The sequence below is a fragment of the Gammaproteobacteria bacterium genome, assembly GCA_013214945.1.
GTDB lineage: Bacteria > Pseudomonadota > Gammaproteobacteria > Enterobacterales > Psychrobiaceae > Psychrobium.
This window is the reverse complement of sequence record JABSRT010000008.1, coordinates 159,800-177,772: the sequence shown is the minus strand read 5'-3', so window position 1 is coordinate 177,772 and position 17,973 is coordinate 159,800. Positions and strand designations below refer to the sequence as shown.

The window sequence follows — 17,973 nt, the reverse complement described above, 5'->3', positions numbered from 1 at the left end:
TTAAATATTTAATAACGGCAGTTATAAATTCAACGTCAATTAGTTAAAAAATACTAAATATGCTTAATTATTCCTCTTTATGACTTTGATTATGTTTTTTCTTTAAACTTATCCCTAAGCAATACGTTTTATATTAAAAACAGATTGTTATACGACACGAAAATCTTGTCTCGTGTTTATTAATCAGGCTTAGAGATTAATAAACACGCAAATCATTGTGAAGCCAAATCATTCGTATTACAATCCTCGCAAATTTCGCCCACACTGAATCATAATAGTCAGAGCAGTGTTAGTTAACTAATTGAAGGGATAGTCATGAAAAAAAGAAGGAATTTAACTCGTAGCGTTGTCGCCGCAGCGTTGGGTTTATTAATATCTTCTGGCAGTGTTGCTGCTAAAACAAACAACGTACAACAAGCAGATAGCTTAATTAAAGAATGGGTATCCTTAGAGCAGCAACGCAATGCAATGCTCAACGACTGGCATCAAGAGCAACCTTTATTAAAACAAAGGCTAACGTTATTAAAACAAGAACAAAGGCAACTTGAACAAGATTTAAGTAGCGCCAGCGTCAGTGATTCTGACGTTGAACAAAAACGTTCTCAACTGCTGCAGTCTCAAAATGAAATGGAAGCACAGCACGGTTTATTAGAAACCTCATTGGTCGATTATTATCAGTTGATTGCCGAACTGCAACCGCAACTGCCCCCACCGTTACGCAAAGCATGGCACAACAAACTATCACAAGCAGAGTTCTCAACCGCTGATACTACAGCGCGCCTTAGCACCCTATTAGAGCTATTGGACAAACTGCATGATTTTGACCAACGGATTAGTCATGTCCAATCAGCATTAATTTTGCCAACCAATGATGGCGACACCGAAATTATGGTTCATCAGCTCTATCTCGGTTTAGCGCAAGCTTGGTATGTATCGCTTGATGGCCGCCTAGTGGGACGTGGACAACCGACCCCTTCAGGCTGGCAATGGCTAAGCGATGACACCGTTGATGATGAAACAATATTGAGTGCCATTGCAATGATTGACCGCAAAACCGAAGCGAAATTCTTAGAATTACCTATTTCATTATCAGGTGGCAAATAAATGATTAAGTTAGCTATTATTATTGTTTCTTTCATTTGCTTTTCAAGTGTTAGCTTCTCCAGTCATGCTGCAGTTAGCAACAGTAGAGTAATCAACGGGCTGTTAAAAGATATAAAAGTGGCACAAAAAAAACTAGTGACTAGCCAAAATAAGCTCGCTAAAGTTCGCTCAACATTGGCAAGAAAACTACGAGCTCAAGAACAAAAAGTCATCAAGTTAAGAAATCAAGCTGAAGTTTCGCAGCGTCTGCAAGATGAAAAAACCTTAAGCTTGCAACAATTACAAGCGCGCCTAAAAAGCTGGAATGAACAAAACCAATATCAGCAGAATATTTTAAGTCGCTTTAATCACAACATCTCAAAGCAGCCTTTCTCACCAAAAGTACCAGCAGCAGAAAAATTAGCTTGGTTATCGGAGCACTTGGTAACAATTAACCATAAAATTGCACCAACTTGGCAAACTAAGCGCATTGTTATGCCAACGGGTAAGTTGCAATCAGCTAAAATTTTAGCGTTAGGCCCTGTTACTTGGTATGTCGACAATGAAGCAAAAAATGCAGGCTTTATTAGTCAAATTGAAAGTGACGACACCAGCGCGGACAACTTATATAAAGCAGAACTTACCTTATCAACGCAAGATAGCGCTGGTTTAATCGAGTTAATGAATACCGGTACTGGGATGATTTCTTTTGATCCAACCCTGACTCGTGCGTTTAAAATTAATAGCCAGCAAGAATCAATTATTGATCACGTCGGTAAAGGCGGAATATGGATATTTCCGATTTTATTCTTTGGTGTTTTCGCATTAATTATTGCACTAGCCAAAACCATTCAATTTATCCGTTTGCCTAAGTTGATCCCCGCATTTAACGAACGTTTTGCGCAGCTTGAAAAAATCACCAAAGCTGATGATAAAGCGGCCGCAATCCAATCATTACTAGCACAAGCTAAAGGAATGCAAGCACAGTTAGTCGAAATAGCACGCCACTGTGAGATTGGTCAAATACGAGATGATCGCTTATTCGCCAATTTACTGGGTAATAAACACAAACTCGATTATTGGCTTGGCGCCATCGCTATCACCGCTGCGGTCTCGCCCTTGTTAGGTCTGCTCGGTACGGTCAGCGGCATGATTGAAACATTTAAATTAATGACCCTGTTTGGCGCGGGTGATCCTGCAGCCGTTTCTGGCGGGATCTCACAAGCGTTAGTAACCACAGAGTTAGGATTAGTAGTAGCGATACCAGCATTATTACTTCATGCATTACTCACTCGACGCGTTAAAACGTACTACGGCGAATTAGAGTCATGTGGTGTGAATTTAAGTCAACTAGCAATCGAGAAATAGATCATGTCATTTCATTCTTTTGATAACCCAATTGTATGGAGCATCTTAGCGTTAGGCTTTGTGTGCTATCAGTTACTGACCTATTACATTATTCGCGTGTATTCAGGGGGCTACCAACTTAAAGATGCCTCATGGATTGGTTCAACCGAAATATTCATTGGCGCACTACCACTGCTGGGATTGTTGGGGACGATTAGTGGTTTACTTGATACTTTCCATGCCATGTCATTAGGCGGTACTTTGGATCAATCAGGCGCTTTAAGTCAAGGTATTGCCGATGCGTTATGGACCACTCAACTCGGTTTAGTGGTCGCGATCCCTGCTTGGCTACTCTTGGGCCATGTTAAACATTTAATCTCTAAGCAAGGAGTCGTCCATGCGAGCTAGTTTACAGCAAAGATTAGAGCAAACGCACAATGGCATCGATTTATCACCATTACTTGACGTGGTTTTTATTCTGTTAATCTTCTTTATTGTAACCTCGGTGTTTGTCAAAGAAACCGGTGTTGAAATCGATAAACCGCAGGCAGTCTCGGCGCAACGTCTTGAAAATACGGTCATCATGATCGCCATAACCAGCAAAGGTGATGTCGTATATGACAGCACCTCAATTGGGGTCGCTGGCGTGCGTAATACTATTGAGCAACTGCTCAAAGTAAGAAAACGTGCTGTTGTTATTCAGGCTGACAAGCAAGTGATGACTGAACTATTGGTTCAAGTCATTGATGAAGCTAAGCTCGCTGGCGCGAGTTCAGTCAATATTGCCACGGCGATTTAATATGACACAGCCAAGGACAAGTAAACTAAATCGTTGTCATATTTTAGCCTTTATCGCGAGTTGCAGCTTGATGGCGCTGGCAATACTGGGTATTTTCGCTGGTGATTGGTTTGCGAGTGAATACGAGCCAAAAGTGATGGTGCGTAATATCACGCAAGCATTTACCCCGCCACCACCGCCACCAAAACCCATTAGCCAACCAACCAAGCAAAACCAACCCACCATCGAGTTAAACGCGGCAGGTAAAGGTCCGGCTATCGACTTAACCAAGCTGACCATCAAACAACCGCCTAACCCGATGATATCACCGCCCGACTTTAACCATGCGCCCAGTGATCTCAATTTAGATTTAGCCATTGACTGGCAAGCATTCGGTCTGGGTGAATTGGACACTATGCCGGTATTACTCACGAAAGTTAAGACAACATTTCCGCGTAGTTTAGCGCGCAAAGGGATAAAACAAGTGATAGTCGCCCTTGATGTCTTTATCGATGAGCAAGGCAATATCACCTTAATTAACATTAAAGAAATGCCTTATAAGGCATTACTTAATTCAATTCATAAACTAATTCGAAAATCACGTTTTTCAGTGCCGACAAAAAATGGTCAACCCGTGCGCGCACGTTTTGTTTGGCCTGTGGAGTTTAAAAAATGATGAAAAATAACCTAATATCAACGTTTGCGATCGTAGTATGGCAACGTTCAGTGTTGATCGCCTTACTTACATTGGCTAGCTGTCCAATGGTTGCTAATGCTCAATTAAGTAGCCAGCCACTAAGAAAGCCACTGCAAATAAATAACATAAAAATAAAGCAATTAGCGCCTGTTTGGACCATGACCACTGGTAATAACCCGCTGTTACAACGTGATGCCAAGTTATTACCAGCAGAGCAAAATTTAGCCTTAATATTACAACCGCTGCTCAATAAAAAAGACTATACCGGCGCATTAAGGGCGATTAAGCAATCAACACAACCTGATTATCAACCAGAGCCGCTACTGTCATTAAGCCCTGCATTATTACAAGTTAAAGGACAAATACAATTATCATTAAAGCAAAATAATAGTGCTAAAAAGAGTTTTTTAGCAGCCATTGCCAAGCTACCCGATTTCATTCGGGCTCATAAAAGCCTAGCCGTTATTTACATTCAACAAAAAAACTATAAAGCTGCGCGAAAACACTTGATAAAAACTATCACTTTAGGTGAAGGGGATGCGCAGCTATATGGTTATCTGGCCTATATTAATCTACAACTAAGTACACCTTGGTCAGCAATTGCAGGCTATAAACAAGCCTTACTACTTGAACCCGACAATAAGCAATGGCAACAAGGCTTACTGTACAGTTTTATCACGGCTAAAGACAACCATGCAGCCAAAGCCATGATCAACCAAATGTTGCAACAAACGCCAAATAACACGCGTCTGTGGTTACAACTAAGCCGAATAGCCCTTGATGACAACACCCCGCTAGAAGCACTAACCAGCATGGAAATGGCGATTAGATTAGGCAACAAAGATCCCGACAATTTAATTGCCACTGCACAATTACACCTAAACCATGGTAGCGTCAGTCGTGCCGCCGATTTAATGAGTCAATTGTTAAAAAAACCCTCAAGTAATCGTCGTAAAAATCGTGAGAATTTCGAGGCTATCGAATCAATTCTTAGCTGGTTGATCTATGAAAAACACTGGTCAGAAGCGAAGAAAATGTTAAAGCATAGTGCCAAATACGCTAAATACTTAACCCAGGTTCAAAGAAGTCAACTGAAATTACATCAAGCCAGTATACCTGGTAAAAGTAAGCGCCAAATCACCAAATTATATGAAGCAGCGATCAAATTAGCACCAACCAACGGACGCGCTTTAATTGCTTTAGCTGAACATTATCAACAGCACAAAAATTATACTCAGGCCCAATTGTTATTTGTACGAGCCGCCACTTTAAGAGCCTTTGCCGAACGCGCTTATGTCGGTCATGCTCAAGTTTATATCGAGTTAAAAAATTACCAAAAAGCGGCTGATTTGTTGAGGAAAGCGCTAAAACGTAACCCATCTAGACAAGATTTGGTGCAAAACATTCGTTTGTTAGATCGAATGAATAATAGTCAAATTTAACGGATAAAAACGATTATTGCGAGGGAAATTATACGGTTAATCGTAACCTTAATTAGCAATAATCGTTCAGGGAACAGGCAGCTAAAACCAACTCGTATTGGGTGATTTTAGCTGCCTACTAAACCTGTGTATTGCGCTAAAAATAATAGGATTAAACAAAAGCGAGCTTGCTGGCAACACCTCATATTTGTCGTGAGTTTATCCCATAAACACGGTATAGCTGGTGCAAGCACCCTAGCAAATAACATCCACATCCAACGTTCACATCCAGTAATTCAAGAGCAACCTCAGACACTAATTTATCCAAATTTCAATACCACTTTAATAAATGAACTCAAGTAAGACAATTTATTAAAACTTAAATCGTCATAGCCATTAGCAACTTTTTAAGAACTTCCAAAACTGTTTACTCGATAAACAAACGACAGCTTTTAGGGTATTTTGTGATTACAATCTTAAAAGCTGTTGTAAGGTGGTTTTTTCTAATATAGCCAATATATTCAACAGGTCTACAGGGGCAGTAGTTTTGATCTGCTAAACTAAAATGCCGAAAGCGAACATAATAATTAAAATTTGGGTCAAGGGACAAAACAGTAGACTAATTTGCGGCGCGAGTAGGAAAGAACTATGATTCGATAACAACAATTTCTTGACCATTCGAAGTTGCAACTATGATAACTGCCTATCTCATTGATATCATATATTTATTAATAGCCGCTGTGGTTACTGTTCCTTTTTTTCAAGCCGTAAAACTAGGTGCTGTTCCGGGGTTTCTAATCGCTGGTATAATCGTCGGCCCATATGGACTCGGTCTGATTAGTAACATCAGTGAAATAGGAAACCTTTCAGAAATAGGTGTTGTCTTCCTCCTATTTTTCATAGGCATTGAACTCAAACCAACACGCCTATGGCAAATGAGGCGCTTAGTCTTTGGTTTGGGTGCTCTTCAAGTTTCTGTTACTGGTTCCTTGATCGCTGGCGTAGGATATCTTTTATTTGATCTCCCATTGGAAGCAGCGATCATATTGGGCCCTGCTCTAGCACTTTCTTCAACAGCATTTGTACTTCAACTACTCTCTGAGAAAAAATCACTTAGGTCGGTATATGGGCGAACTTCCATTGCAATATTATTACTTCAAGATCTTGCAGTAGTTCCTCTTTTAGCTTTGGTGCCATTATTAGCGATGGCAGAATTTAGTATTGGCAAAGATATTGGACTTGCGTTGGTCGAATCTTTACTGATCCTTGGGCTAGTTATTGTATTGGGTCGTTATTTATTACACCCCATTCTTCATCGCATTGCTCTGTCAGGTAACTCAGAAGTTTTTACCGCATCTGCTGTTCTCTTGGTACTTGGTACAGCTCTCGTCACTGAGTATGCTGGACTTTCTATGGCTATGGGGGCATTTCTAGCGGGATTGTTTATTTCTGATTCATCTTACAAGCATCAAATAAAGGCAGAAATACAGCCTTTTCGTGGGTTACTACTAGGACTATTTTTTATGTCTATGGGGATGTTGTTTAATGTCAATTTATTACTTGAGTACCCAATACCCATACTTGGAGTAATGTGCTTATTAATAATTATAAAATCAGGAGTACTTTTCCCTATAGCTTACCTGTTTAAATTTAAAGCAAGAAATAGTTTCGCCATTGCACTTACTCTTTCACAAAGTGGCGAATTTGCCTTAGTTATTTTTTCCTTAGCCCACCAATCTCAACTTTTAACTAGTGAATTATTTCAACAACTATTACTTATTGTTCTTCTCAGTATGCTTACTACACCATTATTAGTTTATTTCGCTCATCTTATTACTAATGTGAAGGCTGTTACTGGAATGATTAGTAAAAACAAACCGGACGTAGTCCCAGTAATACTTGCCGGATTTGGACGTAAGGGTTCGAAAATAGCTGAAATATTATCAATTGCAAACATACCTTTTGTCGCATTAGACTCCGATGCATTAATCGTTAACAAAGCGCAAACAAACGGTCATCATGTTTTTTACGGTGATGTACTCAAGCCTGAGATATTTACCTCCGTCGGTGCAAGTAATGCCGAGATAATTATAGTTGCACTTAATGACCGATATATTACTGAAATAGTGGTTTCATCACTTCGAAAAGCACATCCAGAGAAAAATATTTATGTCTGTTGTCATAGCATAGAACATTGCTATGAATTGAAAAAACTTGGAGCAACTGGGACTATATCTGAATCTTTAGAAGCCAGTTTAGAATTGGCAGGAATTGCACTCATAACAGCTGGTGTCGAAGAGAAGAAACAAGAAGCTATCCTACGCGATTTTAGAAGAGAAAATCGTGTAAAAATAGATCATGAGCCAAGAGTAGAAAATAAAAACAAGATTAACAAATTTTAACTTTACTAAGCACGTACTCTTTATGATCTCGAGCGCTGTTAATTTTTCTTTACTACAAAAATGGTAAAGGTAAATATGTGTTTTTTGTTCAGTTAATGCAAAGTAAATTGAAAGCCTTCATCTCTGCATTAAATTCAACCGTAAAGAGTGAGTAACAACCCAAATCAATCATTCGACGCTTGGCCAATCTTGTGTAACTAAAAAATAGCCGATACATTAGAAATAGACCTAACAATTATCACTAGATTAATACAACCGATATAATATCAGTATTACAGACGCCAATCACGTTGCTGTCTTCTCGGTAATCTAGATATTTCAATTTGCTTAGCGCGTATTGCTTGTGGTACAGCATAATTAAATGGCGGTGATCACCAGCTTAAATATAAACAGGATCAGTGACTAACAGGGCATCATCAACGAGAATTTTCATCCCATAGGCTTCGCCCATCGCGGGGACTGAGGCTTTGCTACTACGATGTTATACTAATTTTTAATCAATATTATTGGTGGACAAATATTATTCAAGTGTAATTGAGATAACTATTTTAGACCTCCAGAGGAATAAATCTTAGCTGTTGTTAATTTACGGGGGGATTACAGAGGGCTTGCATGCGCACACCGGTGAAGAATGACTAGAATATGACTAAAATGAAAAGCCCCGAATTAATATCTCTATTAAATCAGGGCTTTACGAAAGTGGCGGTGAGTGTGGGAGTCGAACCCTAGAAGCGGGGCTATGAGGAACACCAAGTCCCGTATAGTCTACGCTCTGTAAATAAGCGAAGTACTAAAAGGGACTCATAAGGACTACAAACAGATCCAAAATAGATCCAAAATAGATTTATCCCTTTATCAGAATATAAGTAGATTTTAACCAATATATTAAGCTTCTAACTCTTAATGATTATATTGAGTTATACCAGTTTTTGAAATTTCAATTGCCCATTCGTACTTCCCTTCGGCGGCATTGAAATTATGAATCACCCAATTTTTGTGAGTACCTTCTTGATATCGTCTACCAATGTCTAAAGCAAATGTAGACTGTACAGCCAAAAATAAGTGAATTTTTTTACAACCTTCGAGTATAGAAAGATTATCAATAATTGCTTTGAGCGATTCGGTAAGACTATGCAAATTTTCTTGATTTTTAATTAAGTTTTTTTCAACTTTATTTCCCGAAGTCATCATTATTGTGTTTTCTCGGATAGACTCAGGCAAATGGAAACTTTTTATTTCATTACTAAAACTTAGAGCTATACCTATATCACCATTTAAGTTTGGTTTTATATTTCTTATATCGTAACTATCAAAAGTTAATTGATCGCTTTCATCATTGAGAAGCTTCCATTCACTATTCCGATGGAATTTGTCAAAATAAATTACTTTAGTACTAACAGCTCTGAAACAAGCACCATAAGCAACTAAAAAAGGTACTCTGGCAAGACCGCCAAGGTAAACTCTATTACAATCATTATGTAGTATAAAACGACTATATAACCCTACAGCCAATTCAGAGTTATATAATGAAATTTGATCTTCCAAGGAGGAGCTATCAGATTCAGAAATGCTTAACTGTACTGTCTCTCTAGAGTCACGTTTTTCAGATTTTGAAAGTAATTCAGAAGGAAATCGGACTGAGGTTCCTTTCATACCAGTTATAAGTACCTTAGCTGTGTTTCGAGCCAAATTTCGGATGTCCGCGTGAATTAGCATGACACCAACAATCAGTGTAATAAAACCTAACAGCATCGAATATAGAGAAATTTCACCTGTCGAATAAGTCACATCATTAATAATATAACCTTCAGGAATGGTTGCCCTAATTGCCAAATTAAAAATAGATACAACACTCAATGAAGCAATAATCAGTTTAGTTCCTAGAGTCGCTAAGGGGTATGCTTTCTTTCTCATTTCCAAATAGCTAAGCCATAGCCACTTTAACCTTTCCCATGCATTATTTTTCAAACTTATATTCTCCTAGTAAATTTATTGTACTATTAAATCTCTTTTTCGTTCCTACCCAACTCCTTATATGTGTTTGACCGACAATGAAAAAATATAGTTTGTTACCTTCATACTTAGAATTATTTAAGGCGTTCATCCAATCGCGCCTGTCGACTGAAGAGTAATTAGGAACACCTTCTGGATGAGTGTGCCACAGCCCAACATACGTAGAATAGTGGTCTGAATCAGTCCAAATTTGCTGAACTAATTTGTTATGGGCATCTGAACGATAATATAAACACCTTTTTTGTTTATCTGATTTTTGAGGTGGGGTGAAGTCATTTATCAATAACGATCCTCCAGAATTCAAAAACTTTCCTACCAACACTCCCCCAGATTCAGGAGAACAGGGAAGCAACTGTCTATATTTTCGTAGATTTGTTAGCAATCTAGGGCAAATTCTAAGACACCCAAAATTTGGTATTTCAATCTTCCACTCTTTATCCATTACAAACCTTACATCCGCATTGGTTTGTCAATTTGATGGATTCGTTGAGCGACATTGAATGATACCTAGGAGTTACTTTAAGGTTAGACTTATTTTCTCCTTTCCAAGATGACGCAATAGATTTTTCATTGTAAAGTAGCATATTAATACACTGTTTAGCTGCTATAACTGCCGTTTGTGACGAGTCTAAATATGAAAAAGGAGTAAAGACTCCTGCACATCCAGTTAAGTTTTTCGAAATGTTTTGCCCAGGTTCAAGCAAGCTTAAATAACAACTCATTGAAAAACTAATCTGATTTGAGTACAAACATTCAAGACATGATTCAGTTAGGTCTAGTGAAACAGAATGTCCACCTAGCCCAGCAGCTTCATTCCAGCAAAAGACTACTTTTTTAAAATTATTCTCTTTCAGAGTCTTATTAATTTGTAAGCTTACCGAGGGTGCTCCGACAGCAACAACTATAATATCGGCATTAATAAAGTCCGTATCTTTTATCAGTTTTTTGTATGTCTTCGGTTTCACATTAACCTTTATATAAGGAAAGTCTCTTGTCAACAACGATGCCAAAGCAGTAACTTTATAATTTATTTTGACTACTGTAGAAGACTTTTCTGGAATATAATTTAAAGAGGAACCTCCGAGTCTATGCCTGTAGATATTATCTGGCTCCAAAGCATCATAATCAATTAACATCAATTCACCCACTCCTGCTTTAGCAAGCATAAGCGTGATTTCACTTCCTACAGAACCACATCCAATAACAACGACTTTCTTCGAAGTTAAGGCATTTTCAGCACCACCTCTCTCCAATAAATACGACTTATTGTTTCTATTAAGCAAGTAAACTTTTGTAGTCCATTCGCCTGATAACTGCACTAACGGGTGATTTGATTGTTGTTTAATTGTGAACCTGATTAACAACTGACTTCTTTCACCAGATTTTCGCGGCATACTAAACAATACGAAAAACTGCTTTTTTGATTTTTCTCCATGCAATAATTTTTTTAACCTAACTTGATTCAAGTCAGAAACATTTTTGAAAATATGAAAAATATATTCTGAAGTTATAGGACTATTTGCACTAGGTGGAAGGACAGATTTAGATAAAGGAACATGAATAATATTGATACACTGGCACTGCATCTCACTAATATTACTATATGGTCTAGGAAGTGAGGGGTTATTCCCATATAGTAAGATAGGCTCAGCAAAGCGCATTCGATAATTATTACGATAAGCAATTCTCAGATTGATAACTTCAGCAATATCATTCGCAAAATAAAACGAATTGATTGATGATATTGAAGATTGAAAATAACCTTCATATTCATCAGTTAACTCATCTTGAAATATTTTGAGGCAAGCTCGATTAAGTAATTGAGCTACTTCGGTTAAAAAATAACTCATTAAATCAATTGGTCTATTGTAGTCGATCAATATAGTGTCATTTTCTTCTACGCAAATTAGACCTTCAAAATTAACATGAGGTATGGAGCCTATAACTTCTTTATTTAGAAGGGTCGCAGTAGGTAATTTAAAAGGAAATCCATATGAGCAGTCTACTCTAACATTCCAGCAACGCCCCTTCCCTTGCAGTTCAAAATCATAAACTCTATCTTCCACTTTGGTACTATTAAGTACAAGTGGTGATTCAACTTCTTGAATCACCTTGTCCAATTGGCATTTGGTCATGCATTATTGCCAGTTGTAGTAACTGGTTTAGTTTCTGTTTTTTTAGCATCTTCAGCCAATGGGAAATCATCACCAAAAATTTTTCTAAGAATTAGACTTGCTTGATAGTCCGATTCTTCAGTTTGGGCTGATTCAAGTGCTTCTAACAAATTTTCGAGTTTTTGGTAATAATTATCTAGCTGATTCAATGTCATTTTATAATAAACATCTTTATACGGCTCTACAGGTAAATTCACCGTGACCGTGTTTTTAAAAGACATCGTGTCCAACTGAAACGTAGAGGTAAATGAGTTTTTCATTTGAATTACGATGTTAATCAATGCATCTAACTCTTTGTCTTCTCGATAGCCAGATGTATCATGAAAAGCATTTCTAGACTGAATGGTTAAACCAATTGAGGGCGGAGCTACATTCCCGTTGTTATCGAAGTGTTTTTCCTTCCACTTCTTTAGATATCGTACAGCCCTTCTAAACTGCTCAGACTCTTTGCTGACGGCAGAGACATCTTTGACCCATTTCGTCAATTTCTTAGGTTCTGACTTGTACCAACACTTATTTTTTTTTGAATGCTCTTTACCCCACGCGATATGATAATCAGCGTCATTATCAGCATACAAAGCAAGATCAACATGATACCCATCTGCATATTTTACAGTAATACATGGTGTGTTGAATTCAACAGTTCTGTTGTGTTGTTTATTCAACTTGTCATAAATTAATTTTTTTAGTTTGTTCGAGTCGTATTCATCATTTGTAATGTCGAAAATAATACCTACATCAATATCGTAGTCATCATCATACGGCTTGATGCCTGTGTTCATTGCGTATGAGCCTTGATCGAACTTAGTGAACGTCAACTTTTTATCTGTATTAGGAACCTTTTCATCTTTCAAAGCTTCGGTTAACTCATCAATCAATAAATCCCTTTTATCTCTAAGAGATTTATTCTCCTCATACTTTCCTAGCTTAATTGTAGTATGAAACGTATCAAATTCTTTTTTTAAAATAGCCACAGCATAATCCCTTATCATTTTTAATCACAATATTATTAATTAGGGCAAAAGACTAAAAAACAACCCATAATTAATTAATATGTTCGATTTAACAGCAAGATACTTTAAGTGACAACATTTTTAAAAGGAAGATAGTGGCTGTTTTTGATCTAAATCAAAATATGAGTTAGTGAATGAAAACAACCTGAACTTATCCCTTTCAAACAAACCCAGAGTGGTAGTCAAAAAATCAAATTATTTTAGATTAAATACTAGGTTAGGTTTTATTCTTTCAGTTTTCGGAGGTGTTTTATCATCGATTTGCCCTAATTGGTATTCTCTCAGTAAGTAAGCTCTGTATGCATCTGTGTAATCAATATCCCAACGTATATATTCTTTTTTGTTGTACTTATGGTTGAAGCAATAATTAAGCGCGATGTACATGGCTAGACCAGCCAACAAATAATGTTCCAAGTTTGGTTTCTGAAGATCTTCCCAACCAAGCGATCTTAAATAACTCAATGCTTTTCGCTGGTTCAAGCCTTGTCTTCTACCCTCTTCTTCGAAGAACAACTGAATGATGTCTAATAAGGGAATAGAACCAGCCTTAGAAGCGATAAAATCAACAAGGAGAGGATAACTAGCCAACAACAGAGAAACGGCCTTGATTAGCCAATCTTCGACATTGTTCATTCCCATTTCATCAGAAATTTGTTCAGCTATTTTTTGTATATAATTAAAATTACTAATAACTATAACCTCTGCGTCTTAATTTTGTGCTTTTTGACTTTTGGATCTTAAAATCCAGTTGAGGGGCAGGATTTTCAGCAATAGCATTGATGACTGAACGATGCTTCATATAAAAATCAGTGTTATACCGTTTACCCCGCTTTGTCTTGGGTTTGTAATCAGAGGGAGATAGCCCTAAGTGCTTTAATATCGCAAAGTTAAATGTCTTTTTGAGTGCATTTACGATACTTTTTTGTTGAATCGCTTTTATGACGTTCCCGTCAATGACTTTTGAAACTACGATATTCAAATGAGGATTGTCTTGATCATGCAAATTTATAAAAATGTTGTTTTTTAAATCAGAAATATTATCAGTTGTATAATATGAAATAGTCCTCACAAGCTCTTTACTAATTTTTTTCCAAACCTCAATATCTGGCCTTGGCTCAATTGACTTAGGCAAGGATAGGACGAATGATTGTGCATATGAAGAAATGCTTCGACCGCCTTTTCGTGATTTAGCCCGTTCATAATCTCGTTGGATAACTGCATTATTGATATTACGTTGAACCTGAATTGCACTCCCAACTATCGGGATAATGGTGGTATTCCCAATGTGATTTTTGTGAGACTCAGAAGTGAGGTACGCGAGATAACGACTAAGCCCTTTAAATTGCTGTTTGACGGGCTTTGATATTACTATCCAATTTTTCATTTCCTTTAATTCCTGTTAGTGATACTTACATCTGTATCACACGAAAAATTAATGTCAAATTAATGTTAAATTAATGTCAAATTAATAAGTTAGTGACATTTTCCAGATAGGACAACCTTGCTCTATTTCATAGCTTCAGGATTATCCACTGGTTTTCTATCGAAAAGAACAACAACAAAAACTACAAGATACTTACTGTCATTTTTCAATCAGCCAAGTCCGAAGGACGACCCGAAGGAGGGTCCGCAGGACGGTTCGTAGGGTCCTTAGTGTTTAAAATAGATTTGATTAAAAAGATTTTGAGAAAAAAAGTTTTCTTTATTATATTTTCTTTTTTTAAATATAATTAAGTTTTTTATATCAAAAGCTCGCAATCTTCCCAGAGGTAAACCAGCATAAGATAGTACTGGTTAATCCTAAAGAGTTCTTGACCTGCATCTCATAACAATGACAGGTAAACGGGTTCGTGAGATTATGCTCACACAGACGGGTGTCCCGTTGTATCTCTGGCTGCTTTTACCCGTTTATGGGTTACTAGCGATACCAAATCTACTCTTCCCTACCCTGAGCTTTGTCTGTATTCAATCTTGCCCTAGAGCTACTCTGCTATGATTCGAGGCACTTGCCTATATAGCAAGGGACGCATAGTTCACAGAATAGGAAAACCTGTTTCCAATCATCAATTGATGATTACTCATAAGTATTATTTACCACTCCTTGAAAAACATTCAAGGGCAAATGATAAAAAAATAATGAAATTTTCATTTTAAAACTGTTAAAACATACCGCAACCCCCATCCTCAAAAGTTTTTCAAAATATATTCCCTTAAATTTCAGTGTGTTAAAATTTATTTCACCCCGTACCACAAATTAGAAAGTTTGTAAATTCCTTTTTTTATTTCAACTGATATACTTATCCCCGTTGTCAAGCATAACAGGTAATATTTTTAAGTTTAAATGTTAACCAATTGGTTTGTTGAGCTAAATAAGATGTTTGTCTCAAATAAAAATATAAAACAGTGGTGAAAAACTAGAATTAAATCTGGTTGCTCACCTTCACCAGATAAAAACAAAAAGAAGGAAAATAAAATGCCAGAACCACCAGTCTAAAAAATCACTAATTAATTTAGCTTCTAGCTAATTTCCGAGTCTTAATTGACTCACTTAATTCTAATTTAAAAAATATCCTATTCAGTTAGGACAAACTTCTACATCTAAAAATAAGGAAACATTATGAACAATACAATCAAATTATTTAAAGCTTTCACACGAGAAAACACTTCTGATCGGGCGTTACAGAGCATCAGCATCGACTCACCATATTTGCGCCGTGTAAACGGCGTGGCATGTGTTGATACTAAATCAAAAACAGAATTGTTATGTGGTTTATCCATCTATGAAGGATACGTCTTTAAACCTGACGTATGTCCAAATAAAAAGACACTTATCCATATAGCAAAATGCAAACGGTATTACATTTTTTTTAATAAAAGATTTCATTCCTGTTCGAAATCTAAAATTGAAACAAAAATTAATTTTTTACTAAATATGCCAGCTTAAAAAAGGAGAAAAAAAATGCTGTTAATAGATGAAGTAATAAAAAAAATAGAAAAAAGTGGCAGTCGCACTCTAGCAAATGGCTTAGCTTCAGCGTGCAACACCTTCTATGGCGTGAGTTTGCTTGAAGGATCTAGTGGCTTAGATATGAGCAACAAAAAACTTATCATTAGATTGTTATTTATATGTCAAGAACCTGATTACAGCAATGCTTCGCAAGATAGAGCTTTGAAATGGTTAAGAGAGCATAACTTCATAGATATTGAAGATCATTAAAAACAAGTTAATAGCATAGCTATTAACAATTTAGAACGGGAGGAAGCAAAGCTACATAAAAATTAATATTAAACAACAACTTATAACAGAACAAAAAGGAATTGGAAAAGTGAGAGCTTTTACAAATCAAAAAAATAAGCAAAGCAGGAAGGTGACAATCAATTAAATATTGCTCTGTCCCTTCCTATATAAAAATTATAAAAAGGTTTGGATATGAAAAATATAAAACAAAAACAAATACTGTCGCCTGGCAATTCAAAGTCAGATGTTATTTACTTGAGACATGTTAAAAACACAAAAAATATAACACCGCTAAGACCATCATTTCCCGTTACTTGTCCCAAGGGAGAGCCTATATGAATTTTATAAAACTAGGCTGGGTCAAAGCCAAAAAAATCGAAGACCTAAAAGGGATAACTGTTGGTGCGCTTAAAAAGAAAAGAGAGCGTGGTGTATTAGTCGAAGGCGTACACTGGCGTAAAGCCCCTGATAACGTAATTTATTTCAACTACGAGCGATTAGATGAATTTTTGGAGCATGGCTATGAATAAACTAACAACATTAGAAGAATATGCTCAAGAATTTGAGGGGGTGAGCATTCATGGGAAACGCATACGCATAAGTTTTTATTACCGCGGGGTGCGCTGCTTTGAAGCCCTAAAGGGGATTATACCTTCTAAAAATAATATAAAGTTTGCGAGCAACAAACGCACCGTTATTTTACATGAGATAGCTACTAATAAATTTAACTATGCAAATCACTTTAGTGGAAGTAAGAAGGCTCGGATTTTTTCAGGGCAATGCAGCACAATTCCAACCATCAATGAAGCGTTAGATGCATGGTTATTGATAAAAGAAAAAGAAACAGCTCACAGCACCTATGTAAGTTACAAGTCTAACGTCAAGTGTCATATTCGCCCCAAGTGGGGGGATAGGAAGCTTGACGTTATAAAACAAACTGAAATTAAAATATGGACAACTGTAGATCTTGCTAACTTAAGAAATAAAACTATAAATGAAATTTTAATCCCTCTGAGAGGTATCTTTAACGATGCCTTTAATGACAGAATTATAGATCATAATCCGCTTAATTTCGTCGACAACAAACCTGTAATCACAAGCGAGCCAGATCCCTTTACAAAAGAAGAAATAAAACTAATTTCTGCTACCCCTACCCACCGCGTACAGGAAGTAAATGCATTTATTTTTAACTGTTGGTCAGGTTTAAGATCATCAGAGTTATTAGCCTTAGCATGGGAAGACGTTGACATAATTAAGTGGCGGATAAAAATCAACAGAGCCAGTGTAAAAGGAAAATACAAAGAAACAAAGAACAACGGGAGTACACGCTGGATTGAACTATTAGATCCAGCCATCGATATTTTGAAGGCTCAAATGCAACATTCATATATGGCGGCATCAACCGAAATTAAAGTATTACAACGCGACAACAAGACACTAAAAAAAGAATCAGTGAAAATAGTGTTCCTTAACAGCAACAATTTTAAAGCTCACGCAAATGAAGGAACGTTTAGAGATAGGTTTTTTAGCAGTCACTTAAGAAAAGCCAAAGTAAGATACCGAGGTCCAAGTCAAGCTCGCCATACATTCGCTAGCCAACTTTTGACCGCAGGGGTTAATGAGCGTTGGATAGCCACGCAAATGGGACATACATCTATCAAGATGATAGAAAAACACTATGGCAAATGGATGACAGAAGAAGTACCTGATATGTCGAAGCGGGTCTCAAATCTGATTGACGTTAGTTACGACCGATCCAATAGCGATCCAAATAAAAAGGCAAACCAACTTAACTAATTGATTTGCC

At 36.9% G+C, this 17,973-nt stretch carries 17 protein-coding genes; 11 read left to right on the top strand and 6 right to left on the bottom strand.

Features of this window, described 5'->3' with window-relative positions; genetic code table 11:
- Positions 1–315: 315 nt before the first annotated feature.
- The 7 genes from HRU23_08215 (at position 316) to HRU23_08185 (ending at position 7,728) form a co-directional block, all read left to right on the top strand.
- Positions 316–1,104, top strand: a complete 789-nt coding sequence (locus tag HRU23_08215) for a DUF3450 family protein (protein ID NRA54113.1) — start codon at positions 316–318, stop codon at positions 1,102–1,104.
- The gene (locus HRU23_08210; GenBank protein NRA54112.1) at positions 1,105–2,451 is read left to right on the top strand and encodes a MotA/TolQ/ExbB proton channel family protein; all 1,347 of its coding nucleotides are present in this window, start codon (positions 1,105–1,107) and stop codon (positions 2,449–2,451) included.
- 3 nt (positions 2,452–2,454) lie between these two features.
- Complete coding sequence (locus tag HRU23_08205) at positions 2,455–2,838, top strand: MotA/TolQ/ExbB proton channel family protein (GenBank protein NRA54111.1); 384 nt, start codon at positions 2,455–2,457, stop codon at positions 2,836–2,838.
- Entirely contained in the window at positions 2,828–3,229 is a 402-nt protein-coding gene (locus HRU23_08200) for a biopolymer transporter ExbD (GenBank protein ID NRA54110.1), read from the top strand. The genes HRU23_08205 and HRU23_08200 overlap by 11 nt, the downstream gene beginning before the upstream one ends.
- 1 nt (position 3,230) lies before the next feature.
- Complete coding sequence (locus tag HRU23_08195) at positions 3,231–3,884, top strand: energy transducer TonB (GenBank protein ID NRA54109.1); 654 nt, start codon at positions 3,231–3,233, stop codon at positions 3,882–3,884.
- The gene (locus tag HRU23_08190; protein NRA54108.1) at positions 3,881–5,347 is read left to right on the top strand and encodes a tetratricopeptide repeat protein; all 1,467 of its coding nucleotides are present in this window, start codon (positions 3,881–3,883) and stop codon (positions 5,345–5,347) included. Before HRU23_08195 ends, HRU23_08190 begins: the two co-directional genes overlap by 4 nt.
- A 671-nt stretch (positions 5,348–6,018) precedes the next feature.
- A complete protein-coding gene (locus HRU23_08185; GenBank protein NRA54107.1) occupies positions 6,019–7,728 on the top strand; it encodes a cation:proton antiporter in 1,710 nt (569 codons plus the stop codon).
- A 900-nt stretch (positions 7,729–8,628) separates the two neighbouring features.
- Here the strand turns inward: HRU23_08185 and HRU23_08180 are convergent.
- From HRU23_08180 to HRU23_08155, 6 genes are all read right to left on the bottom strand, one after another.
- Positions 8,629–9,696: an SAVED domain-containing protein gene (locus HRU23_08180; protein NRA54106.1), complete on the bottom strand. Its 1,068-nt coding sequence runs from the start codon at positions 9,694–9,696 to the stop codon at positions 8,629–8,631.
- A complete protein-coding gene (locus tag HRU23_08175; GenBank protein ID NRA54105.1) occupies positions 9,686–10,183 on the bottom strand; it encodes a Mov34/MPN/PAD-1 family protein in 498 nt (165 codons plus the stop codon). The genes HRU23_08180 and HRU23_08175 overlap by 11 nt, the downstream gene beginning before the upstream one ends.
- Entirely contained in the window at positions 10,176–11,876 is a 1,701-nt protein-coding gene (locus HRU23_08170; protein NRA54104.1) for a ThiF family adenylyltransferase, read from the bottom strand. Before HRU23_08170 ends, HRU23_08175 begins: the two co-directional genes overlap by 8 nt.
- Positions 11,873–12,889, bottom strand: a complete 1,017-nt coding sequence (locus tag HRU23_08165; protein NRA54103.1) for a nucleotidyltransferase — start codon at positions 12,887–12,889, stop codon at positions 11,873–11,875. Before HRU23_08165 ends, HRU23_08170 begins: the two co-directional genes overlap by 4 nt.
- 234 nt (positions 12,890–13,123) lie before the next feature.
- Positions 13,124–13,561 carry a hypothetical protein gene (locus tag HRU23_08160; GenBank protein NRA54102.1) on the bottom strand — a complete coding sequence of 146 codons (438 nt, stop codon included), beginning with the start codon at positions 13,559–13,561 and terminating at the stop codon, positions 13,124–13,126.
- A 52-nt stretch (positions 13,562–13,613) separates the two neighbouring features.
- Entirely contained in the window at positions 13,614–14,312 is a 699-nt protein-coding gene (locus HRU23_08155; GenBank protein NRA54101.1) for a hypothetical protein, read from the bottom strand.
- A gap of 1,233 nt (positions 14,313–15,545) precedes the next feature.
- Here HRU23_08155 and HRU23_08150 point away from each other — a divergent pair.
- From HRU23_08150 to HRU23_08135, 4 genes are all read left to right on the top strand, one after another.
- On the top strand, positions 15,546–15,872 hold the full coding sequence (locus tag HRU23_08150) for a hypothetical protein (protein NRA54100.1): 327 nt from the start codon (positions 15,546–15,548) through the stop codon (positions 15,870–15,872).
- A 15-nt stretch (positions 15,873–15,887) separates the two neighbouring features.
- Positions 15,888–16,145 carry a hypothetical protein gene (locus HRU23_08145; GenBank protein NRA54099.1) on the top strand — a complete coding sequence of 86 codons (258 nt, stop codon included), beginning with the start codon at positions 15,888–15,890 and terminating at the stop codon, positions 16,143–16,145.
- A 356-nt stretch (positions 16,146–16,501) separates the two neighbouring features.
- Positions 16,502–16,696, top strand: coding sequence for a hypothetical protein (locus tag HRU23_08140; GenBank protein ID NRA54098.1), 195 nt, complete (start codon positions 16,502–16,504; stop codon positions 16,694–16,696).
- Complete coding sequence (locus tag HRU23_08135) at positions 16,689–17,963, top strand: tyrosine-type recombinase/integrase (protein NRA54097.1); 1,275 nt, start codon at positions 16,689–16,691, stop codon at positions 17,961–17,963. Before HRU23_08140 ends, HRU23_08135 begins: the two co-directional genes overlap by 8 nt.
- The last annotated feature ends 10 nt before the right edge of the window (positions 17,964–17,973 follow it).